This window comes from Legionella pneumophila subsp. pascullei (genome assembly GCF_900637585.1).
GTDB classification, from domain to species: domain Bacteria; phylum Pseudomonadota; class Gammaproteobacteria; order Legionellales; family Legionellaceae; genus Legionella; species Legionella pascullei.
In genome coordinates this window covers 1,564,537-1,582,250 of the sequence record NZ_LR134380.1, presented here as the reverse complement: position 1 = coordinate 1,582,250, position 17,714 = coordinate 1,564,537, and the positions used below count along the sequence as shown (strand labels likewise).

Below are 17,714 nucleotides of genomic sequence, written 5' to 3'. Positions count from 1 at the left end.
TATTTAAGATGAGAACAAAGTCATTTTATTTTGATTTTGTGTTAATTAAATTCCCTACCTTAACCCTGCCAAGCCTATTTAAAGTAACCTCAACTCTTTCATTAGTTCGCCTATTATCCAAAATAAATTTACCATTACTCATCGCACGATAAGGGGTATTGGATATAATAATTCTATTGGTGGAATCCACTCCTCTCCAATTAATGTTCCAGGAATTAGAACTCCAGTGCCATTGGTGAATCAGCTCAATTTTATTGGATTTTTGGTCGAATTGAGCAAGCACCATCCCCTTGGACCAATTTTCATTAGAGCCTAAAGGAATAAGATAAATCGGATGCCCGAAATGAATAGCCTCTATTTTAGAGTATTGTACGGCAGTTTTTATATTATTGATTAGGGTTTCTCTCTCATTTTTTTGTATCAGTGAAAAAAATGGCCATGAACTTAAAAGCAGTAATCCCACAAGCAAGGCTAATGCAAGCATCACTTCAAGTAGAGTAAATCCTCTTATTTTCATGAATTGAAATCGCATGCCATCTATAAAATTTTGTGGTGAAGATAAGATGCAATTCTAATAGCAATCGCTTTAGGAGATACGGCTGCGGCATAGGCTAAAATTTTATTTCTCAGCCCCGGAATAATATACAACTTTCCTTTTTTTAACCCATTATAGGCAATTTTAGCGACCTTTTCCGGGGTCATCATTCCAATGTATCCTCTCTCCAACATAGAGCTTTCCATTCCAGACGCATGGAAAAAATTGGTTTTTGTTGCTCCAGGACAAAGAATAGACATAGATACATTAGTACCTTTGAGCTCATAAGCAATAGCATGAGAGAGCATAGCCACATACGCTTTACTTGCATAGTAGGCTGCCATAAAAGGGCCCGGTTGAAATGCTGCTGTTGAAGACACCTGTAAAATACTGCCTTCATTTCGAGCTACAAAATCATGAAGGTAACATAGTGTTAATTCACTTAAGGAAACCATGTTTATGTTCAGTAAATCATCAAGCTTGCTCATGCCCATCTCAACAAATGAACCCATATAGCCTACGCCTGCGTTATTCACCAGACAATTGACTTCTACACCCTGTTCCTTTAAATCAGTATACAACTTAAATGCGCTTCCTGGTTTACTTAAGTCTTGTACTTTATATTCAGCCTTAACTTGATATTGTGCATTTAATTGCTTTGAAATTTGCTCCAGCTGTTCAGAGTCTCTACCAACAAGTATTAAATCATGGCCATGTGCTGCAAACTCATGCGCCAAGGCCAAACCTATACCTCTCGAGGCCCCCGTTACTAAGGTCATCATGATGCGCTCCTCCTTTTGCTGTTTGCACAGGCTCCTTTTTGTTACGTAGACCATCCAATAACTTAGATGCATCGTCATGCTTTTCCTGCTTAAACAAACTCAAGATCCGTATACATTGAGGAAGACTTAAATCCCATTTACCAAAATAGTTTGCTTTTAAAAGATTAATGTCACTATACAATAAGTGCCTAAGCTCTTTTAATAGATCATAAATTTGTTGACATGATCCTTCTTTAAGCTCTTTTATCAATTTAACAATAATATGAATAATGACATGAGCATCTCCTGAAATTTTGTCAAAGTGCTCAAGACAATCAAAAGGAGAGTGTATATTTAGTGAGTGACGTGCACGATCTAATAGATTCTTATCAATTTTACTTGTTAATAAATCAGTAGATAGTTTTAAAAAAATTGGGTAGAGCGCCAGTAAGACATCATGGTTTCCATTTTCAAATTCTTGACTGTGATTATGATGCTGGCAGACAGCATTACCAAAAAAAGTTAAAGTATTGCTTTCGTTAGAAACTGTTTTATCCTTTTCAGGATTAGAGGGTAGAGACGTATTAAAATATAGTTTTCTAAGCTCCAGAGATTGTTTCATTAAAGCAGTGCGGTTAGGCAAGGTAGATTGCACAATTAGATTATTAACAACATTAAACCATTGCTCATCTCCCCTGTAACAACAGTAAGCAAGTAAATCTCCCAAAGAATTGAAAGTGGAGTACATCATTTCCTTATTGACATAGATGTTGTTTTTTTTAGTATATCTTACATTAAGATAATCCAGAGTTGACCGATAACCATTTTGGATCAATTCCTCCTGACTCTGTCTTTCTACGTTAAATCCTGTTGTAGATACTTTCCCTGTTTCAGGGATTATCGTTTGAAGAGCGTACTGTCTTAATTTAAGGCGGTCTCTTTCCCATCCACTTGCAGGATCACTGACTCCAGTTAGTAAGCTATAAATCCAGTTAAGTATAAAATTCTCTCGATAAACTTTGTCCATTATTCTATCAATGACATTTCTTTCAATGCCATTATCAAATTGAACTGCCAATACTTTTAAATTATTACCAAATTCAGACTCCAGCAGCGTTGAATGGTCATCAAAAAAAATCTCAGTTGGAAAATTACTTAATATTCCTCCGTCATTATGTTCCTCGCCATCCAGTAGAGTATCTCTATATAAGATCGGAAAGCTCGCAGAAATTTTAACTGCTTCACTGACTTCCAATAATGGATAACGATTTGCTGACAAATAAATAGTTTTTCCTGAGCGTTTATTGGTTGCGGTAACAATTAATTCTTTACCTATTCCACAATCAGGGAATTGCTCTCTTAAAGAAGCTAAAGTACTAAAAGTTATTTTTCCCTTAGGATATGGAATTTTATATTTATTAACTATTTGCCTTACTTTATTTGCGATAGCATAATCCAAGGCGGTCTTTAGAGAATGAGTGTCAGATAATCCATTTCTGTCTATATCAAATTGAACTAAATGTTCTTGTTTAAAATGTTTAAAAAGTTCAGTAATTTCATCAGCAGTATAACCTAGATAGCACATCAAAGACATGATTGCACCAGCAGAGCTTCCGGCAAATTTGGTTGGCCTGATCCCTGCTTCATTGAGAGCCTTCCAAACTCCCACATGAGCAAAAATTTTTGCTCCGCCTCCACAAAAAACCAGATTAGTAATATCAGGCCGCGTCTCTGTGACCAGGATCTCTTTTGATTTGGAACGCTGATAAATTTTGACAGTTTTCGTTTTATAAAGTAATTCCAGATTGTCGTCTGAAGAACTTATTTTTTTAGTTTCGTCTGTATTACCAAAAAATATTTTAGATATCCATCTCCAAAGTCTGATATACCAAGGCTTCACACCATTAAAGCGTTGCATTTTTCTGTAGTCATACATGTCTTTATGACGGGCCTCTGGATCAGTTACATCAATAGATTGAGGATGGGGGCTTTTACAGACAGACTCATAATTAAGATTTTTATAATTGAGCCCAACAAGTTCGTCAACCAGTTTATCAGTAATAAATACTCTTTTAACATTACCCAATGGTTCACTTTGGCTATCATTGGGATCTCTATATTTAGTACCTGAAGGTGGTACTAAAAATTGGTTAAATCCAATTAAGATACCCTGCTTTCCATGGCACATCTCAATACCAGTCAGCTGATAATTGACAGAAAGTCCCAAATCCGCTATCTTCCAATGCTCAGATTTATTATTAAATAACCAGTTTTTTAAGATACCCCACCAGCTTAATGCGACCTCTGCAGTGAAACCTCGATATTCATTCACATAAACGCCACTTAAAAAACCATGCTCTTTATCTTTTTGATGAGACTCAAGCAACCATTCAATAAATAAAGCTCTTTTTGAATCACTCAATCGAGTGAAATCAAAAATCATACGTTCGTCATCAAAAAGATAATTTCCAAGTGCGATCTTGTTATCTGGAGGTAATCCATTAATTCTGAGGCGTCCCAAGTAAGCAGATATGATTATTTTTTTTAATAAATCTAAGTTCTGAGGGTATTTAGTGTCAGATTCCAGCAGTTGACTTATGACGTGCTGTGGGGTCATCAGTAAATCCTTACGTCTGGGTAGTCCATAGAATAAATATCTGAAATAATTTGAGTTATTTTTAAATATTTATTAATTATCTTTATAACAATTATCATAAATTTCTATAGAATAAAATAGGAATGGTACAACTAATTCAAAAGTGAACAAAATTATACCATATGTATATTTTCTTTAAAATATGTTCCATCAAAGATCACGCAATATGGCGGAAACAACCTCATAGGGATTGCTTGCTTGCGTAATTGGTCTTCCAATAACCAGAAAATCACTACCTTCTCTGATGGCCTGTTGTGGAGTCATAACTCGCGATTGATCATCTTTTAGATTATTTGGCAGTCTTATGCCAGGAGTGACGGTAATAAAATTCTCGCCACATTTCTGTTTTATAATTTTGACTTCATGTGCAGAGCTCACCACACCATCAAGCCCAGCTTCTCTGGCAAGCATAGCCAAATGAGTTGCCTGCTCAGGCAATGAATTGCTAATACCAACACTGGCCAACTCCGCTTCTTCAAAACTGGTTAGCACAGTCACTGCAATCAACAAAGGCTTGTCTTGACCATACGTTTTTAAAGATTCCTTCGCAGCTTGCAGCATTTTTAAGCCACCGATTGCATGGACATTTATCATCCATACCCCTAATTCTGCTGCTGAATGGCAAGCTTTAGCAACAGTATTAGGGATATCGTGAAATTTTAAATCTAAAAATACTTTAAACTCTCTTCTTACTAGTTCCTTTACAAACTGAGGCCCTAGCAAAGTAAAAAGTTCACTCCCAACCTTAAGTGCACAATGACTAGGGTCAAGTTTGTCAACCAACTGTAAAGCGTTATCATGATTATCAAAATCCAACGCGACGATTAATTTGGGTGTCATTTATGCCATGGCCTCTTCATTCATCAAAAGTAAAGCCTTTCTAACTGCTGCAACTATTTTCAATTGCTCATCTTCTTGTAAATAAGGATGCATAGGCAAACTAATAACATGTTGACTTGCTTTTTCGGAGTTTGGAAAATCTCCAAGTTTGTAATTTAAATAACCAAGTGCCTGCTGTTGATGCATAGCTATTGGATAATGAACAGCTGTTGGGATCCCTGAAGCTTGCATTGACTTCGCAAACGCATCTCTATTCTCAACCTCAATAGTATACTGAGCATATACACTCGCATTGTATTGAGGGATATAAGGAGTTTTCACTAACTTGGAAAGCATTTGATCATAACGTTTTGCTACTTTTTGTCTCAATAAAATCTCATTAGAAAATATTTTCAGTTTCTCAAGTAGTATCGCTGCCTGGATGGTATCCATTCGACCATTAATCCCTACCCGGTGATGGCAATAGCGAGCATTTTGACCATGAATTCTAATTTCAGTTAATTTCTTGGCTAAAATATCGTCATTAGTAAAACAAGCTCCCGAATCACCATAACCTCCTAGGGGCTTTGATGGAAAAAAGCTGGTACATCCAATAGTTGACAGAGAACAAGAATATTTGCCTTTGTAAGTAGCTCCAAAACTCTGAGCGGCATCTTCAATAACAGGAATGCCGTATTTACTTGCAATAGCATTAATCGCATCATAATCCGCACATTGCCCATATAAATCAACTGGCATAATAGCCTTGGTTTTCTTAGTAATTGCTCGTTCTAATTGTTCAGGATCCAAATTATAAGTTAAAGGATCTATATCAACAAAAACTGGCGTTGCATGACAAAGGCTAATCACTTCAGCTGTTGCAAAAAAACTGAATGGGCTTGTAATCACTTCATCCCCTGGCTGAATATCCAGAGCCATCAAGGCCATTAATAAAGCATCTGTTCCACTTGAATTCACAATCGCATGCTTCACTCCAACAAAAGTGGCTAACTGTTTTTCAAGTTCTGCAATTTCAGGCCCCATAATGTATTGGCCGTGATTTAATACCCTTTTAATGCTGTTTAAAATATCATTCTCAATTAAAGAATATTGTGTTTTTAAGTCGATAAATTGCATTATATAATCTCATAATTAGTATATAAATTGTTTAGCTATACCTAAGACCAATACCATGAAGTTAAGGAATAAACTTAATAAAAATATAAAGTTGCAATAAACTGATTTGAACGCAAACTGCCTTGGCAAACGCTGATACGAATCAGATTAAATTTTTCATTCGAATTGTTTTACTTAATTCGCAATGAAAAACTCCAATTGCTATACTAAGCTAGCATACAACTCTTCATTAACTTTCTGAGAGTATGTCTCAGGTTAATCCCCTTCCAACCCATGAATAGGCTTCATTCTACCCCACTGTTTACAACTTGGGCAATGCCAATGTAAATGTTTACCACCAAAACCACAATGCCCACATCGATATATGGGCTTATTATCTAAAAATTTACTAGTAATATCATAAAGCATTTGCAGTTTTTCACGTACTTTCCCATGCGCTGATTCCAAATGCCAATATATCAAACGATTTAAACCTCTTATTGATGGATGTTTGCTTAAATTATCAGCTACAAAGTCAATTGCAATATCCATACCTTTATTTTGTCGCAAATAATCAGCAATAACAAAAATCACAGAGGCTCGCGGATGTTTTTCTAAAGTTTGCTCAAGATAGTGAATGCAATCTGGCATGGAATCCAACTCTTTATGACAAAAAACTAATGGTTCTATAATTTCAGTTAAAAATTCAGCGTCCTGTTGTGGCACTCGCTTTAAAGATCGAATCGCCTGCTTATAACGACCCTCTTTCATTTCAATTGTGGCATTCATCAAACTGGCTCTTACTGATTCCGGATCAACATTCATTGCTTGTTTAATACAGTAAATGGCTCTATCCATTGCATTGATTTTAAGTGCTTGACTAGCCATTTCACAATAATAATGAGCTGCTTGATTGTGGAAACTGGCTCCGGTAGAAATTTCCAACTTCTTAATAATATCTAAAGCTTTTTCCCAGGCTTTTTCTTGTTGGTAAATTGCCAATAACCCTTGAAGACTGCTCGTATCTCTGCTTCCACCTAACTCAACAACTTCAAGGAAGATGCGTTCCGCTCTGTCAAATACTCCAGCACTCATATAATCTTGCCCTAGAGCCATTAGGGCTTCTTTGCGTTGCTGAATACTTAATTGAGGTCTAGCTATTAAATTTTGATGAATACGAATAGCCCTGTCTACTTCCCCTCTACGCCTAAACAAGCTACCTAATGCAAGATGTGTTTCTACTGTATCACTATCAACTTCCAGAAGTTTGATAAATACGTCAACTGCTTTATCAGATTGTTCATTTAATAAATAATTAAGTCCAACTACATATTCTCGTGATAATCGATTATGAACATGAGCATCTTTATTGGAATTACTACGATTTGCCAGCCACCAGCCAGACCATGCGGCAGCAGGTAACAACAGTGGCCATAAATTAATCATCTATTAATTTCCCTCTCTGTATATCGAGTTTCCCCAAATAATAATAAAATTAATGCTGATCTTGTAAAGGTATTGAACGCAAATTCTTTATTTCCTTTTCAGTTAATTTTAATTGGTTTTTCATTTTACGACATTCAATTTTTAAACGCCAATATCGTGTAATAAAGAGAATAAAACCAATAAAAACGCCAACTCCAAGCATGATAGTCATAAGAACAGAGATAGGCATAGACACTGTTTTAAAATAGAAATTAACTTGAACCGACGAGGCATTTAGAGCCGCAAAACTAACACCAATAATAATAAGCAGTAGATAAGTTACCAGCATTAATATGCGCATTGAATATTTCCTTTTATCCTTAAGCTAAAACGCCCATGATACCATAATCTTTTTCTCAAAATAAAAAAAAAGCGTAGATAGTTCTACGCTTTTTTAGTTTTGACTTAAAAAGGTTATTCACCTTCTTTGCTAGCCATTTTTTCTTTCAATAAATCTCCGAGAGTAGTTGATGCAGCCTCTGTTCTGGAGTATTTCTTAATCGCATCCGCTTCATCCTGGGCATCTTTTGCCTTGACAGAAAGTGAAATGGTGCGATTTTTCCTATCAATATTAGTGATTTTTGCTTCAACCTCATCACCAACTTTTACGACAGTGGTAGCATCATCAACACGTTCATCAGATAATTCACCAACACGAATTGTACCAGAAACATCTTCTGCTAAAGCAACGGTTACAGTTTTAGGTTCTACTGCTGTAACTGTACCTTTAACAATAGAGCCTTTCGTGTAAGTTTCAGCAAAGCTGGCAAAACTATCACCCTCCAACTGCTTCAACCCTAAAGAAATACGCTCCCTCTCTGGATCGATTGCTAAAATAACAGCTTCCAACTCTTGACCCTTTTTAAATTGCTTTACCGCTTCTTCACCAGGAACAGTCCAGGAAATATCAGATAAATGAACCAATCCATCAATATCACCATCAAGACCTATAAAGATTCCAAAGTCAGTAATAGAGCGGATCTTGCCTTTTACTTTTTCGCCTTTATTATGAGTAGATGCGAATTGCTGCCATGGATTACCCACACACTGTTTCATACCTAAAGAAATACGTCGTCGTTCTTCATCAATTTCAAGAACCATAACATCGACTACATCTCCCAGAGATACCACTTTGCTTGGGTGAACATTTTTATTAGTCCAATCCATTTCTGACATATGGACTAACCCTTCTACACCTTCTTCAATTTCGACAAAACAACCATAATCAGTGATGTTGGTTACTTTACCTTGTAATCTCTTGCCTATTGGGTAACGTTCAACCAAATCAACCCAAGGATCATTTCCTAACTGCTTCATACCCAAGGAAACGCGGTTTCTTTCACTATCAAAGCTTAGTACTTTGACTTTAACATCCTGACCTACTGATAACACTTCACTTGGATGCTTAACTCGCTTCCAGGAAATATCAGTGATATGCAACAAACCATCTATGCCGCCAAGATCAATGAAAGCACCATAGTCGGTGAGGTTTTTAACAATACCATGAAGCTCTTGGCCATCATGTAAAGACTCCAGGAGTGCCTGTCTGTCAGCACTGCTTTCTTCTTCAACTACAGCACGACGAGAAACAACAATATTATTACGCTTCAAATCCATCTTGATGACTTTAAATTCAAGTTCTTTACCTTCGAGATAAGATGGATCTCTTACCGGTCTCACATCAACAAGAGAACCTGGTAAAAATGCTCTGATTGAGCCGATTTCCACAGTAAAACCACCTTTGACTTTTCCAGAAATCAAACCGGTAACTGTTTCATTATTTTCGTGACATTTCGATAACTTGCGCCATGCTTCCTGGCGTTTCGCTTTTTCTCTTGAAAGGAGCGTTTCACCGTGACCATCTTCTACTGAATCCAGGGCCACTTCGACAGTATCGCCTACTTTAACTTCCAGTTCGCCATTTTTATCGTAGAATTCTTCTACGGCAACAATACCTTCTGACTTTAATCCCGCATTTAAAGTAACAAAATCATCATCAATATCGATGACTTTAGCAGTAATAATGGCACCAGGATAAAATTGAGCTCCGGCAATACTTTGCTCAAATAATTCTTTGAAACTTTCAGACATGTTAATAAACTCTTTAGTAAAAAAATGGAAGAATGAGTTCCACTCACCTTCCCCCCAATTTAAAACTACAAATTATTCAAACGTTCATCAATTAATTTTAATACAATATTGAACACTTGTACAATTGTTAGTCCGGTTGTATCGATCAAGACAGCATCTTCAGCTGGCTTCAATGGCGCATGTGTACGAGCTGTATCCCTTGCATCCCGTTTAGCCAGTTCTTCAACAACCTGGGCGAGGCTAACATTAATTCCACTATCTTGCAACTGTAAATATCGTCTATTTGCTCTTTCCTCTGCACTTGCATATAAATAAACCTTCAAAATAGCATTTGGAAAGACCACCGTACCCATATCTCGCCCATCTGTCACCAAACCAGGAAATTGAGCAAAGTTTCTCTGGCGCTCGAGCAATGCTGTTCTTACTTCAGGAATCACGGCAATTTGCGAGGCATCCTGACCACATTGTTCACTACGAATTTGTTGACTAACATTTTCATCATCAAGTATTACTTTTGTTTCGTTATCTGTAGACGATTCAAAACGTAAATTCAAGGAGCGGGCCAAATCAGTCAATTTTTTGATTTCATTTGGTTCGATATTATTTTTTCGAGCAGCGTAAGCTAGAACACGATAAATAGCCCCACTGTCAAGCATATTCCAACGCAGTTTCTTTGCTATTAAATGACAAATTGTCCCCTTTCCTGTTCCGCTTGGACCATCCAATGTAATGACAGGAACCTCTTTATTAAAAACCATCAGCTGCATTCCTCTATTTGAAAACGAAGTACGTTGGCGGTAGTAACAAAAGAGGGGAATGAAGTTGCAACATTAGCACAGTTTTTAATCGTTACAGGGCCACTGGCGACAGCTCCAGCAATAGCAAATGACATGGCAATCCTGTGATCTCCTCGACTATTCACCTCACCGCCGTGTATACATCCACCCTCTATCAATATCCCATCATCAAAACCTTCGACATAAACTCCTAATTGACTTAAGCCATCCACCATAGCGCCAATACGATCGCTTTCCTTCAAACGCAGCTCTTTAGCTCCACGAAGAGTTGTTTTCCCTTTTGCACAAACTGCTGCAATAAAAATAACCGGGAACTCATCAATCGCCAATGGCACCATAGAGGCGGGAATATCAATTCCTTTTAATTGGGAATATCTGATATGCAAATCAGCAACTGGCTCCTCGCCATAGGCACGTTGATTCAAAACTGTAATGTCAGCTCCCATTTCAGTTAAAATATGAATAATACCAGTACGAGTAGGATTAACACCTACATTGCGAATTAAAACATCAGAACCAGGGGTAATCGAAGCAGCAACTATAAAAAATGCAGCAGACGAAATGTCTCCCGGGATATTCAGATGAGTTCCATGGCACTCTCCATTACTATCAATGACGATAGTACCATCTGCCATCTGAATTGGATAAGAAAATGTTTTTAACATTCTTTCTGTATGATCCCGACTGACCGCATTTTCAGTTATTTTTGTTTGCCCTTCAGCATATAGACCAGCTAATAACAGGCACGACTTTACCTGAGCACTGGCTTCTGGCATGACATAATGTATTCCATTTAATTTTTTTCCACCTTTGATTACAATAGGTGGCTTCCCATCCTGAGTAGTAACATCTGACCCCATTTGACTTAAAGGCTTGCTGATTCTTAGCATGGGGCGCTTAAGTAAACTGTCATCTCCAGTTAACTGGCTATCAAATTGTTGTGCTGCAAGCAATCCAGCCAACAAGCGCATACTGGTACCAGAGTTGCCACAATCAATAATATTTTTTGGTTGTTTTAAACCATATTTCCCAACTCCGTGAATAATAACACGTTGCTTCTCGGGTCCTTCTATCTTAACTCCCATCGCTTGGAATGCTTTAAGAGTAGCTATGCAATCTTCACCATCCAAAAAACCATCAATTACTGAAGTTCCAATGGCAATCGCACCAAAAATAATAGAACGATGAGAAATGGATTTATCTCCAGGTACTGTGATTTCACCCTTAAGATAGTCAACTGGCTTACTTATAAAATTCAACATGCTTATTAACCATTTTCTTTTGCAAATTCAGACATAAATTCAATGAGAGCATCCACTCCAGCCATAGACATAGCATTGTACAAACTGGCACGTAATCCCCCAGCGAAACGATGACCCTTTAAGGCCTTTAACCCACGCTCACTAGCCATATCAAGGAATTTTTGTTCCAAATCAGGATAGTACAGCGAAAAGCAAATATTCATTATAGAACGAGCTTCTTTGGATACTGGAGTTAAATAAAAATCAGTTGAATCGAGATATTGATATAGTTTCGCGGCTTTCAGACAATTCCTTTTAAATAATTCTTCTATACCTCCCTGGGTTTTTATCCACTCAAACATCTTACTTGCCAAATAACAATTAAATACAGGAGGTGTGGCATATAAGGAGCGATGTTCAGCATGATTTTTATAATTCAACATGGTAGGAATCGCTGGCTCAGGTTGATTTTTTAGTAAATCCTCATGAATGATAACTACTGTTAAACCTGCATTGGCAATGTTCTTCTGCGCACCTGCAAAAATCAAACCATATTGTTTAATATTTATGGGCTCACTCAGTAAGCAAGAAGTCATATCCGCAACTAAAGGAACATCCCCTGTTTTAGGAATATAAGGAAATCTGACTCCATTAATTGTTTCATTTGGGGTATAATAGATATAAGCTGTATTGCTTTTTAATTCCCACTTTTGATAATCAGGAATCGATACAAATCCATCTTTTTCTTCATTGCTAATGTAATACGCTTTTTTTAGAAGATTCGCTTCATGATAAGCCATCTTAGACCAGATTCCCGTAATAAAATAAGCCGCTTCATCTCCTGGCCGTAATAAATTCATAGGAATCATGGCAAATTGTGTTCGAGCTGCTCCTCCTAAAAACAACACATGATAATTTTGGGGGATATTTAACAGCTCTCTTAATGATAGCTCTGCAGTACTTAAAAGATTACTGATCTCAGTTGTTCTATGGCCTATTTCAAGTATGGACATTCCAGTATTATGCCAATTAAGAAATTCCTCCTGAGCCTCTTTTAATATCTCCTCAGGCATCATGGCAGGGCCAGCTCCAAAATTGAAAACCCTACTATTCATCAGTGCTGTCTTCAGTATTAATTGATGAATCTTCTGCCTCTTCTAATTCTTCTCCAAGATCTACAATTTTTTGCATTCCAACAACTGTCTCACCAGAACTGACATTAATCAGACGAACTCCTTGTGTATTTCGGCCTATCACAGATAATTCATTGACTTTAAAACGAACCAAAGTTCCTTTATCTGTAATTAACATGGCTTCGTCATTATCGGTAACCTGCAAGGATCGGACAACTTTACCATTTCGTTCAGTAACCTGAATAGAAATAACACCTTGTCCTCCTCTTCCTGAAACTCGGTATTCATCGATATGGGTTCTCTTACCGTAGCCGTTTTCAGTTGCTGTCAAAATGGTTCCTCCATTTGGGTCGACTACCACCAGAGATTTAACCGCCTGATCTTTTTCTACCCGAATTCCACGAACCCCTCGAGCCGTGCGCCCCATAGGCCGTACCTTATTTTCATCAAAGCGGATCACCTTGCCAGCATCAGTAAACAACATAATATCGCGAGTACCGTCAGTAATATCAACTCCAACAAGGCTGTCATCTTCATCCAGATCCACTGCAATGATCCCATTGGATCGCGGCCTGCTAAAAGCGTTTAAAGGTACTTTTTTAACTGTTCCATTCTTGGTTGCCATAAACACATAGCTGCCATCTTTATACTCACGAACAGGGAGCATAGCATTAATTTCTTCTCCTTCTGCCAAAGGAAGAATATTAATTATCGGCCTTCCTCTGGAAGTGCGGCTTGCCTGAGGCAATTGATACGCTTTTAACCAGTATAATTTGCCATGATTGGAGAAACATAATAAGGTATCATGAGTACTTGCAATCACTAGACGCTCAACGAAATCCTCATCTTTGACATGAGTTGCTGATTTGCCTTTGCCACCTCGACGTTGAGCCTGATATGCAGTAATGGGCTGATATTTTACATAACCTTGATGAGATAAAGTGACAACAACGTCTTCTTCGGTAATTAAATCTTCAATAGTCAAATCCTCTTGTGAGGCTGTAATTTCCGTTCGTCTCTCATCACCAAATTGAGATTTAACCTCTATCAATTCATCACGAATGACTTGCATAAGTCTTTCAGGAGAAGCCAATATATCAAGTAATTCCTTAATTAAATTCAATAGATCTTCAAACTCATTAATAATTTTATCTTGTTCAAGAGCAGTTAACCTATGCAATCTTAATTCTAGTATAGCCTGTGCCTGTGCTTCAGATAATTTATATCCATTCTCATGCAAACCGTACTCTTCCGTTAAATCATCAGGCCTTGACGCATTTGAGCCAGCTTTTTCCAACATAGCCTTTACCAAACCTGGTTGCCATATTCTGCCTAATAAAGCATTTTTTGCGTCTTGGGGAGTAGGTGATTGCTTAATTAACGCGATCATTTCATCAATATTAGCCAAGGCAATTCCCAAACCTTCCAATAAATGGGCTCGACTTCTAGCCTTTTTCAATTCAAATATTGTTCGTCTGGTTACAACCTCTCTTCGATGTTTTATAAAATATTCCAGTATTTGCTTTAAATTCAAAGTACGCGGCTGTCCATCTACCAAAGCAACCATATTAATCCCAAATACATTTTGCATTTGGGTATGAGCAAACAGGTTATTCAATACCACATCTGCTACTTCATTGCGTTTTAATTCAATGACTACTCGCATTCCCTGTTTGTCTGACTCATCCCTCAGACCGGAAATTCCCTCAATTTTCTTATCCCTTACCAATTCAGCAATACGCTCGATCAAACGTGCTTTATTTACCTGATAAGGTAATTCCTGGATAATAATTGATTGGCGTCCTGAACTTTCGTCCGTTTCAACTTCTGTGCGCGCCCGAATAACAACCCGTCCTTTTCCAGTACGATAACCTTCAATAATTCCAGCCCGACCATTGATAATTGCTGCTGTGGGGAAATCAGGGCCAGGAATAATTTCCATTAAATCTTCAAGACTTGTATCAGGTTCATCCACCAAGGCAATGCATGCATTAATCACTTCGGTAAGATTATGTGGTGGTATATTAGTAGCCATCCCTACTGCAATACCGGAGGAACCATTAATTAACAAATTGGGAATTCTTGATGGCAATACTACTGGGGCAAATTCTGTTTCATCGTAGTTGGGACTAAAGTCAACTGTTTCCTTATCCAAATCAGCCAGTAAAGCATGCGCCACCTTGGACATTCGTACTTCAGTGTAACGCATGGCAGCTGGAGCATCTCCGTCTACAGAACCAAAATTACCCTGCCCATCAATCAGCATATAACGCATGGAAAAAGGCTGAGCCATACGAACAATAGTGTCATAAACAGCTGTATCCCCGTGAGGATGATATTTACCGATGACATCCCCTACTACACGAGCAGATTTTTTATACGGTTTATTCCAATCATTACCTAACTCACTCATCGCAAAAAGAACTCGCCTGTGTACTGGCTTTAAACCATCACGTACATCAGGCAATGCTCGACCTACAATGACACTCATAGCATAATCCAAATAGGATTGCTTCAATTCGTCTTCTATGTTGACTGGTAAGACTTCTTTGGCTAGGTATACCATGATTTGGATGTATCCTTTAGACAATAAATTAAGATTATTTTAATGCAAAAGGATACCACACTGGGCGTCTTAATTAAATCACCTTAAGCATCAGATGGCTCAAGGATACTTTTAATAGTTGTGAGTGATTTTGTAATTAGGGAATCCAGGCAAGATTTGACATCAGTGACAAAACTTCCATGTATCCTGTTGTTAATCACCGCACTTAAGGATAAGCATTTATGCCCAAGCATACTGCCAAGAGCATAGATAGCAGCAGTTTCCATTTCAAGATTAATTACTGAATAATTCTGAGCGCAAAATGCTCCTAACTGATTAACAAGATTGGGATAATGAAGGGGCAATCTTAACCTACGACCTTGCGGCCCATAAAAACCACCACAAGTAACAGTAATTCCTGTATGTCCCAAGGAGCTGAACTGCTCAGCTAATTGAGAGCAAGATTCAGAAATGTAAAACGGGCCACTTTCTCCCTTTAGATATTGAGATAACTCATCCTTGATTGTTTCAAGCACTCCCAGTGGCTGATATTGATAATAATCAATCAAACTATCAAAACCAATTGCATATCGACTAATGGCTATATCTCCTGGTAAACAATTCGCAGTCAAACCTCCTGTCGTGCCTAATCGAATTATGGTTAAACTCTTTTTATTGTTATTCACTGTTCTTGTAGATAAATCAATGTTTGCCAAAGCATCCAGTTCATTCATCACAATATCTATGTTTGGCATACCAATACCAGTTGAGAGTACTGTAATTCTATTAGTTCCGAGATAACCTGTATGCGTAACAAACTCTCGATGAGAACGTTGTACTTCAATTTTATCAAAATATTGACTAACCAGGCTCACTCGCCCCGGATCTCCTACCGTAATGATAAGATCAGCTATTTCTTCTGCTCTTAAATCAAGATGATATACCGCACCACGATGATTAATAGGTAATTCTGCCGGAGTTATCATTTTTTTTCTATTATTCCTCAAATTTGTAAACCATAATATATAATCTATGTATACGGTTGCAAACGATCTAAGTTATTTGAATCTTTAACTCTATTGGGCTAGCATTTTTAATGACCAAAATTATGTTTAATTTGACTGTATGTTGTCATTTTTATATAGTTCCGCGCACTAACGCAAGTATGAATGCTTTAAGCATGTAAACAATCAGGAGAAGCAATGACTCAAAAGACAGCGAAACTCAGCATTGATGGGCAAGAGACGATTGATTTACCAATCTATACTCCCACCCTAGGTAATGATGTGATTGATATTACCCAGCTTGGTTCACATGGCGTCTTTACCTTTGATCAAGGTTTTTTATCAACTGCCTCCTGTGAATCAAAAATCACCTATATTGATGGGGATAAAGGCATTTTGTTGTATAGGGGTTATCCTATAGAACAATTGGCAGAGAAAAAAGACTTCCTCGATGTAAGTTATTTATTACTCAATGGAGAGCTACCCAACAAGGAAGAAAAGAAAGCTTTTGTCAGTCTAATTAACAATCATACTATGGTTCATCAGCAAATGTACCAGTTTTTGAATGGATTCCGGCGTGATGCTCACCCAATGGCCATTATGGTTGGAATAGTAGGTGCCTTGTCAGCTTTTTATCATGAATCCATGGATTTGAACAATGCACAAGACCGTTTTATTTCCGCAATCAGACTAGTTGCTAAAATGCCTACTTTAGCTGCGATGAGTTATAAATACTCCATTGGCATGCCTTATATGTATCCTAAAAATAAAATGTCTTATGCAGAGAACTTTCTCCATATGATGTTTGGTGTTCCATCTGAAGATACTACGCCAGATCCTGTACTGGTAAGGGCTATGGATACTATTTTTATTCTCCATGCCGATCATGAACAAAATGCTTCTACATCGACGGTACGTCTGGCCGGTTCTACCGGGGCTAATCCCTTTGCATGCATTTCAGCCGGTATAGGAGCTTTATGGGGACCCGCTCACGGTGGAGCGAATGAAGCCTGTTTAAATATGCTAAAGGAAATAGGTGATGTGAGTCGTATCGATCACTACATTAAACGAGCTAAAGATAAAAATGATCCATTCCGCTTGATGGGATTTGGGCACAGGGTCTATAAAAGCTATGATCCAAGAGCTAAAGTAATGCGTAAGACCTGTTATGATGTGCTAGAAGCGGTGGGAGCCAAAGACGCACCTTTATTCAAATTGGCAATGGAACTTGAACGTATAGCTCTTGAAGATGAATATTTCATTGAGAAAAAACTCTACCCCAATGTAGACTTTTACTCAGGACTGACTTTAAGTGCTATTGGAATACCAACTAATATGTTCACAGTGATATTTGCTCTGGCTCGCACTGTTGGATGGATGAGTCACTGGATGGAAATGGTAGCCACTAAGTCACGTATTGGCAGGCCTCGCCAATTATATACCGGTGAAAAAATCCGCGACGTAAAATAAAAAATCCAGGATATTAATCTCAGTAGCTTGTATTAGACTATGATACGAGCTACTGCAATAT

14 protein-coding genes are annotated in these 17,714 nt (G+C 37.7%); 1 reads left to right on the top strand and 13 read right to left on the bottom strand.

Going from position 1 to position 17,714, the window contains the following annotated elements; all coding sequences use genetic code 11:
- Positions 1 to 25: 25 nt before the first annotated feature.
- From EL201_RS07260 to EL201_RS07200, 13 genes are all read right to left on the bottom strand, one after another.
- Positions 26 to 532: a GspH/FimT family pseudopilin gene (locus EL201_RS07260; RefSeq protein ID WP_027221608.1), complete on the bottom strand. Its 507-nt coding sequence runs from the start codon at positions 530 to 532 to the stop codon at positions 26 to 28.
- Between the two features lie 5 nt (positions 533 to 537).
- Positions 538 to 1,317, bottom strand: a complete 780-nt coding sequence (locus tag EL201_RS07255; protein ID WP_027221607.1) for an SDR family NAD(P)-dependent oxidoreductase — start codon at positions 1,315 to 1,317, stop codon at positions 538 to 540.
- On the bottom strand, positions 1,262 to 3,916 hold the full coding sequence (gene vpdC / locus EL201_RS07250) for a Dot/Icm T4SS effector VpdC (protein ID WP_080272925.1): 2,655 nt from the start codon (positions 3,914 to 3,916) through the stop codon (positions 1,262 to 1,264). The genes EL201_RS07255 and vpdC overlap by 56 nt, the downstream gene beginning before the upstream one ends.
- Positions 3,917 to 4,102: 186 nt before the next feature.
- Complete coding sequence (pyrF, locus tag EL201_RS07245) at positions 4,103 to 4,792, bottom strand: orotidine-5'-phosphate decarboxylase (RefSeq protein ID WP_027221605.1); 690 nt, start codon at positions 4,790 to 4,792, stop codon at positions 4,103 to 4,105.
- The gene (locus EL201_RS07240; protein WP_027221604.1) at positions 4,793 to 5,908 is read right to left on the bottom strand and encodes a DegT/DnrJ/EryC1/StrS family aminotransferase; all 1,116 of its coding nucleotides are present in this window, start codon (positions 5,906 to 5,908) and stop codon (positions 4,793 to 4,795) included.
- A 255-nt stretch (positions 5,909 to 6,163) separates the two neighbouring features.
- Positions 6,164 to 7,333 carry a lipopolysaccharide assembly protein LapB gene (gene lapB, locus EL201_RS07235; RefSeq protein ID WP_027221603.1) on the bottom strand — a complete coding sequence of 390 codons (1,170 nt, stop codon included), beginning with the start codon at positions 7,331 to 7,333 and terminating at the stop codon, positions 6,164 to 6,166.
- A 49-nt stretch (positions 7,334 to 7,382) separates the two neighbouring features.
- Positions 7,383 to 7,673, bottom strand: coding sequence for a LapA family protein (locus EL201_RS07230; RefSeq protein WP_027221602.1), 291 nt, complete (start codon positions 7,671 to 7,673; stop codon positions 7,383 to 7,385).
- Positions 7,674 to 7,786: 113 nt separating this feature from the next.
- Positions 7,787 to 9,463 (bottom strand): 30S ribosomal protein S1, encoded by a 1,677-nt coding sequence (rpsA, locus tag EL201_RS07225; RefSeq protein WP_027221601.1) that lies wholly within the window; start codon positions 9,461 to 9,463, stop codon positions 7,787 to 7,789.
- Between the two features lie 65 nt (positions 9,464 to 9,528).
- The gene (gene cmk, locus EL201_RS07220) at positions 9,529 to 10,221 is read right to left on the bottom strand and encodes a (d)CMP kinase (RefSeq protein ID WP_027221600.1); all 693 of its coding nucleotides are present in this window, start codon (positions 10,219 to 10,221) and stop codon (positions 9,529 to 9,531) included.
- Positions 10,221 to 11,522, bottom strand: a complete 1,302-nt coding sequence (gene aroA / locus EL201_RS07215; protein ID WP_027221599.1) for a 3-phosphoshikimate 1-carboxyvinyltransferase — start codon at positions 11,520 to 11,522, stop codon at positions 10,221 to 10,223. The genes cmk and aroA overlap by 1 nt, the downstream gene beginning before the upstream one ends.
- A gap of 5 nt (positions 11,523 to 11,527) precedes the next feature.
- Positions 11,528 to 12,616, bottom strand: a complete 1,089-nt coding sequence (serC, locus tag EL201_RS07210; RefSeq protein WP_027221598.1) for a 3-phosphoserine/phosphohydroxythreonine transaminase — start codon at positions 12,614 to 12,616, stop codon at positions 11,528 to 11,530.
- Complete coding sequence (gene gyrA, locus EL201_RS07205; protein WP_027221597.1) at positions 12,609 to 15,200, bottom strand: DNA gyrase subunit A; 2,592 nt, start codon at positions 15,198 to 15,200, stop codon at positions 12,609 to 12,611. Before gyrA ends, serC begins: the two co-directional genes overlap by 8 nt.
- An 83-nt stretch (positions 15,201 to 15,283) precedes the next feature.
- A complete protein-coding gene (locus EL201_RS07200) occupies positions 15,284 to 16,165 on the bottom strand; it encodes a nucleoside phosphorylase (RefSeq protein WP_027221596.1) in 882 nt (293 codons plus the stop codon).
- A gap of 216 nt (positions 16,166 to 16,381) precedes the next feature.
- Here EL201_RS07200 and gltA point away from each other — a divergent pair, with 216 nt between their 5' ends.
- Positions 16,382 to 17,653, top strand: a complete 1,272-nt coding sequence (gltA, locus tag EL201_RS07195; protein ID WP_010947144.1) for a citrate synthase — start codon at positions 16,382 to 16,384, stop codon at positions 17,651 to 17,653.
- The last annotated feature ends 61 nt before the right edge of the window (positions 17,654 to 17,714 follow it).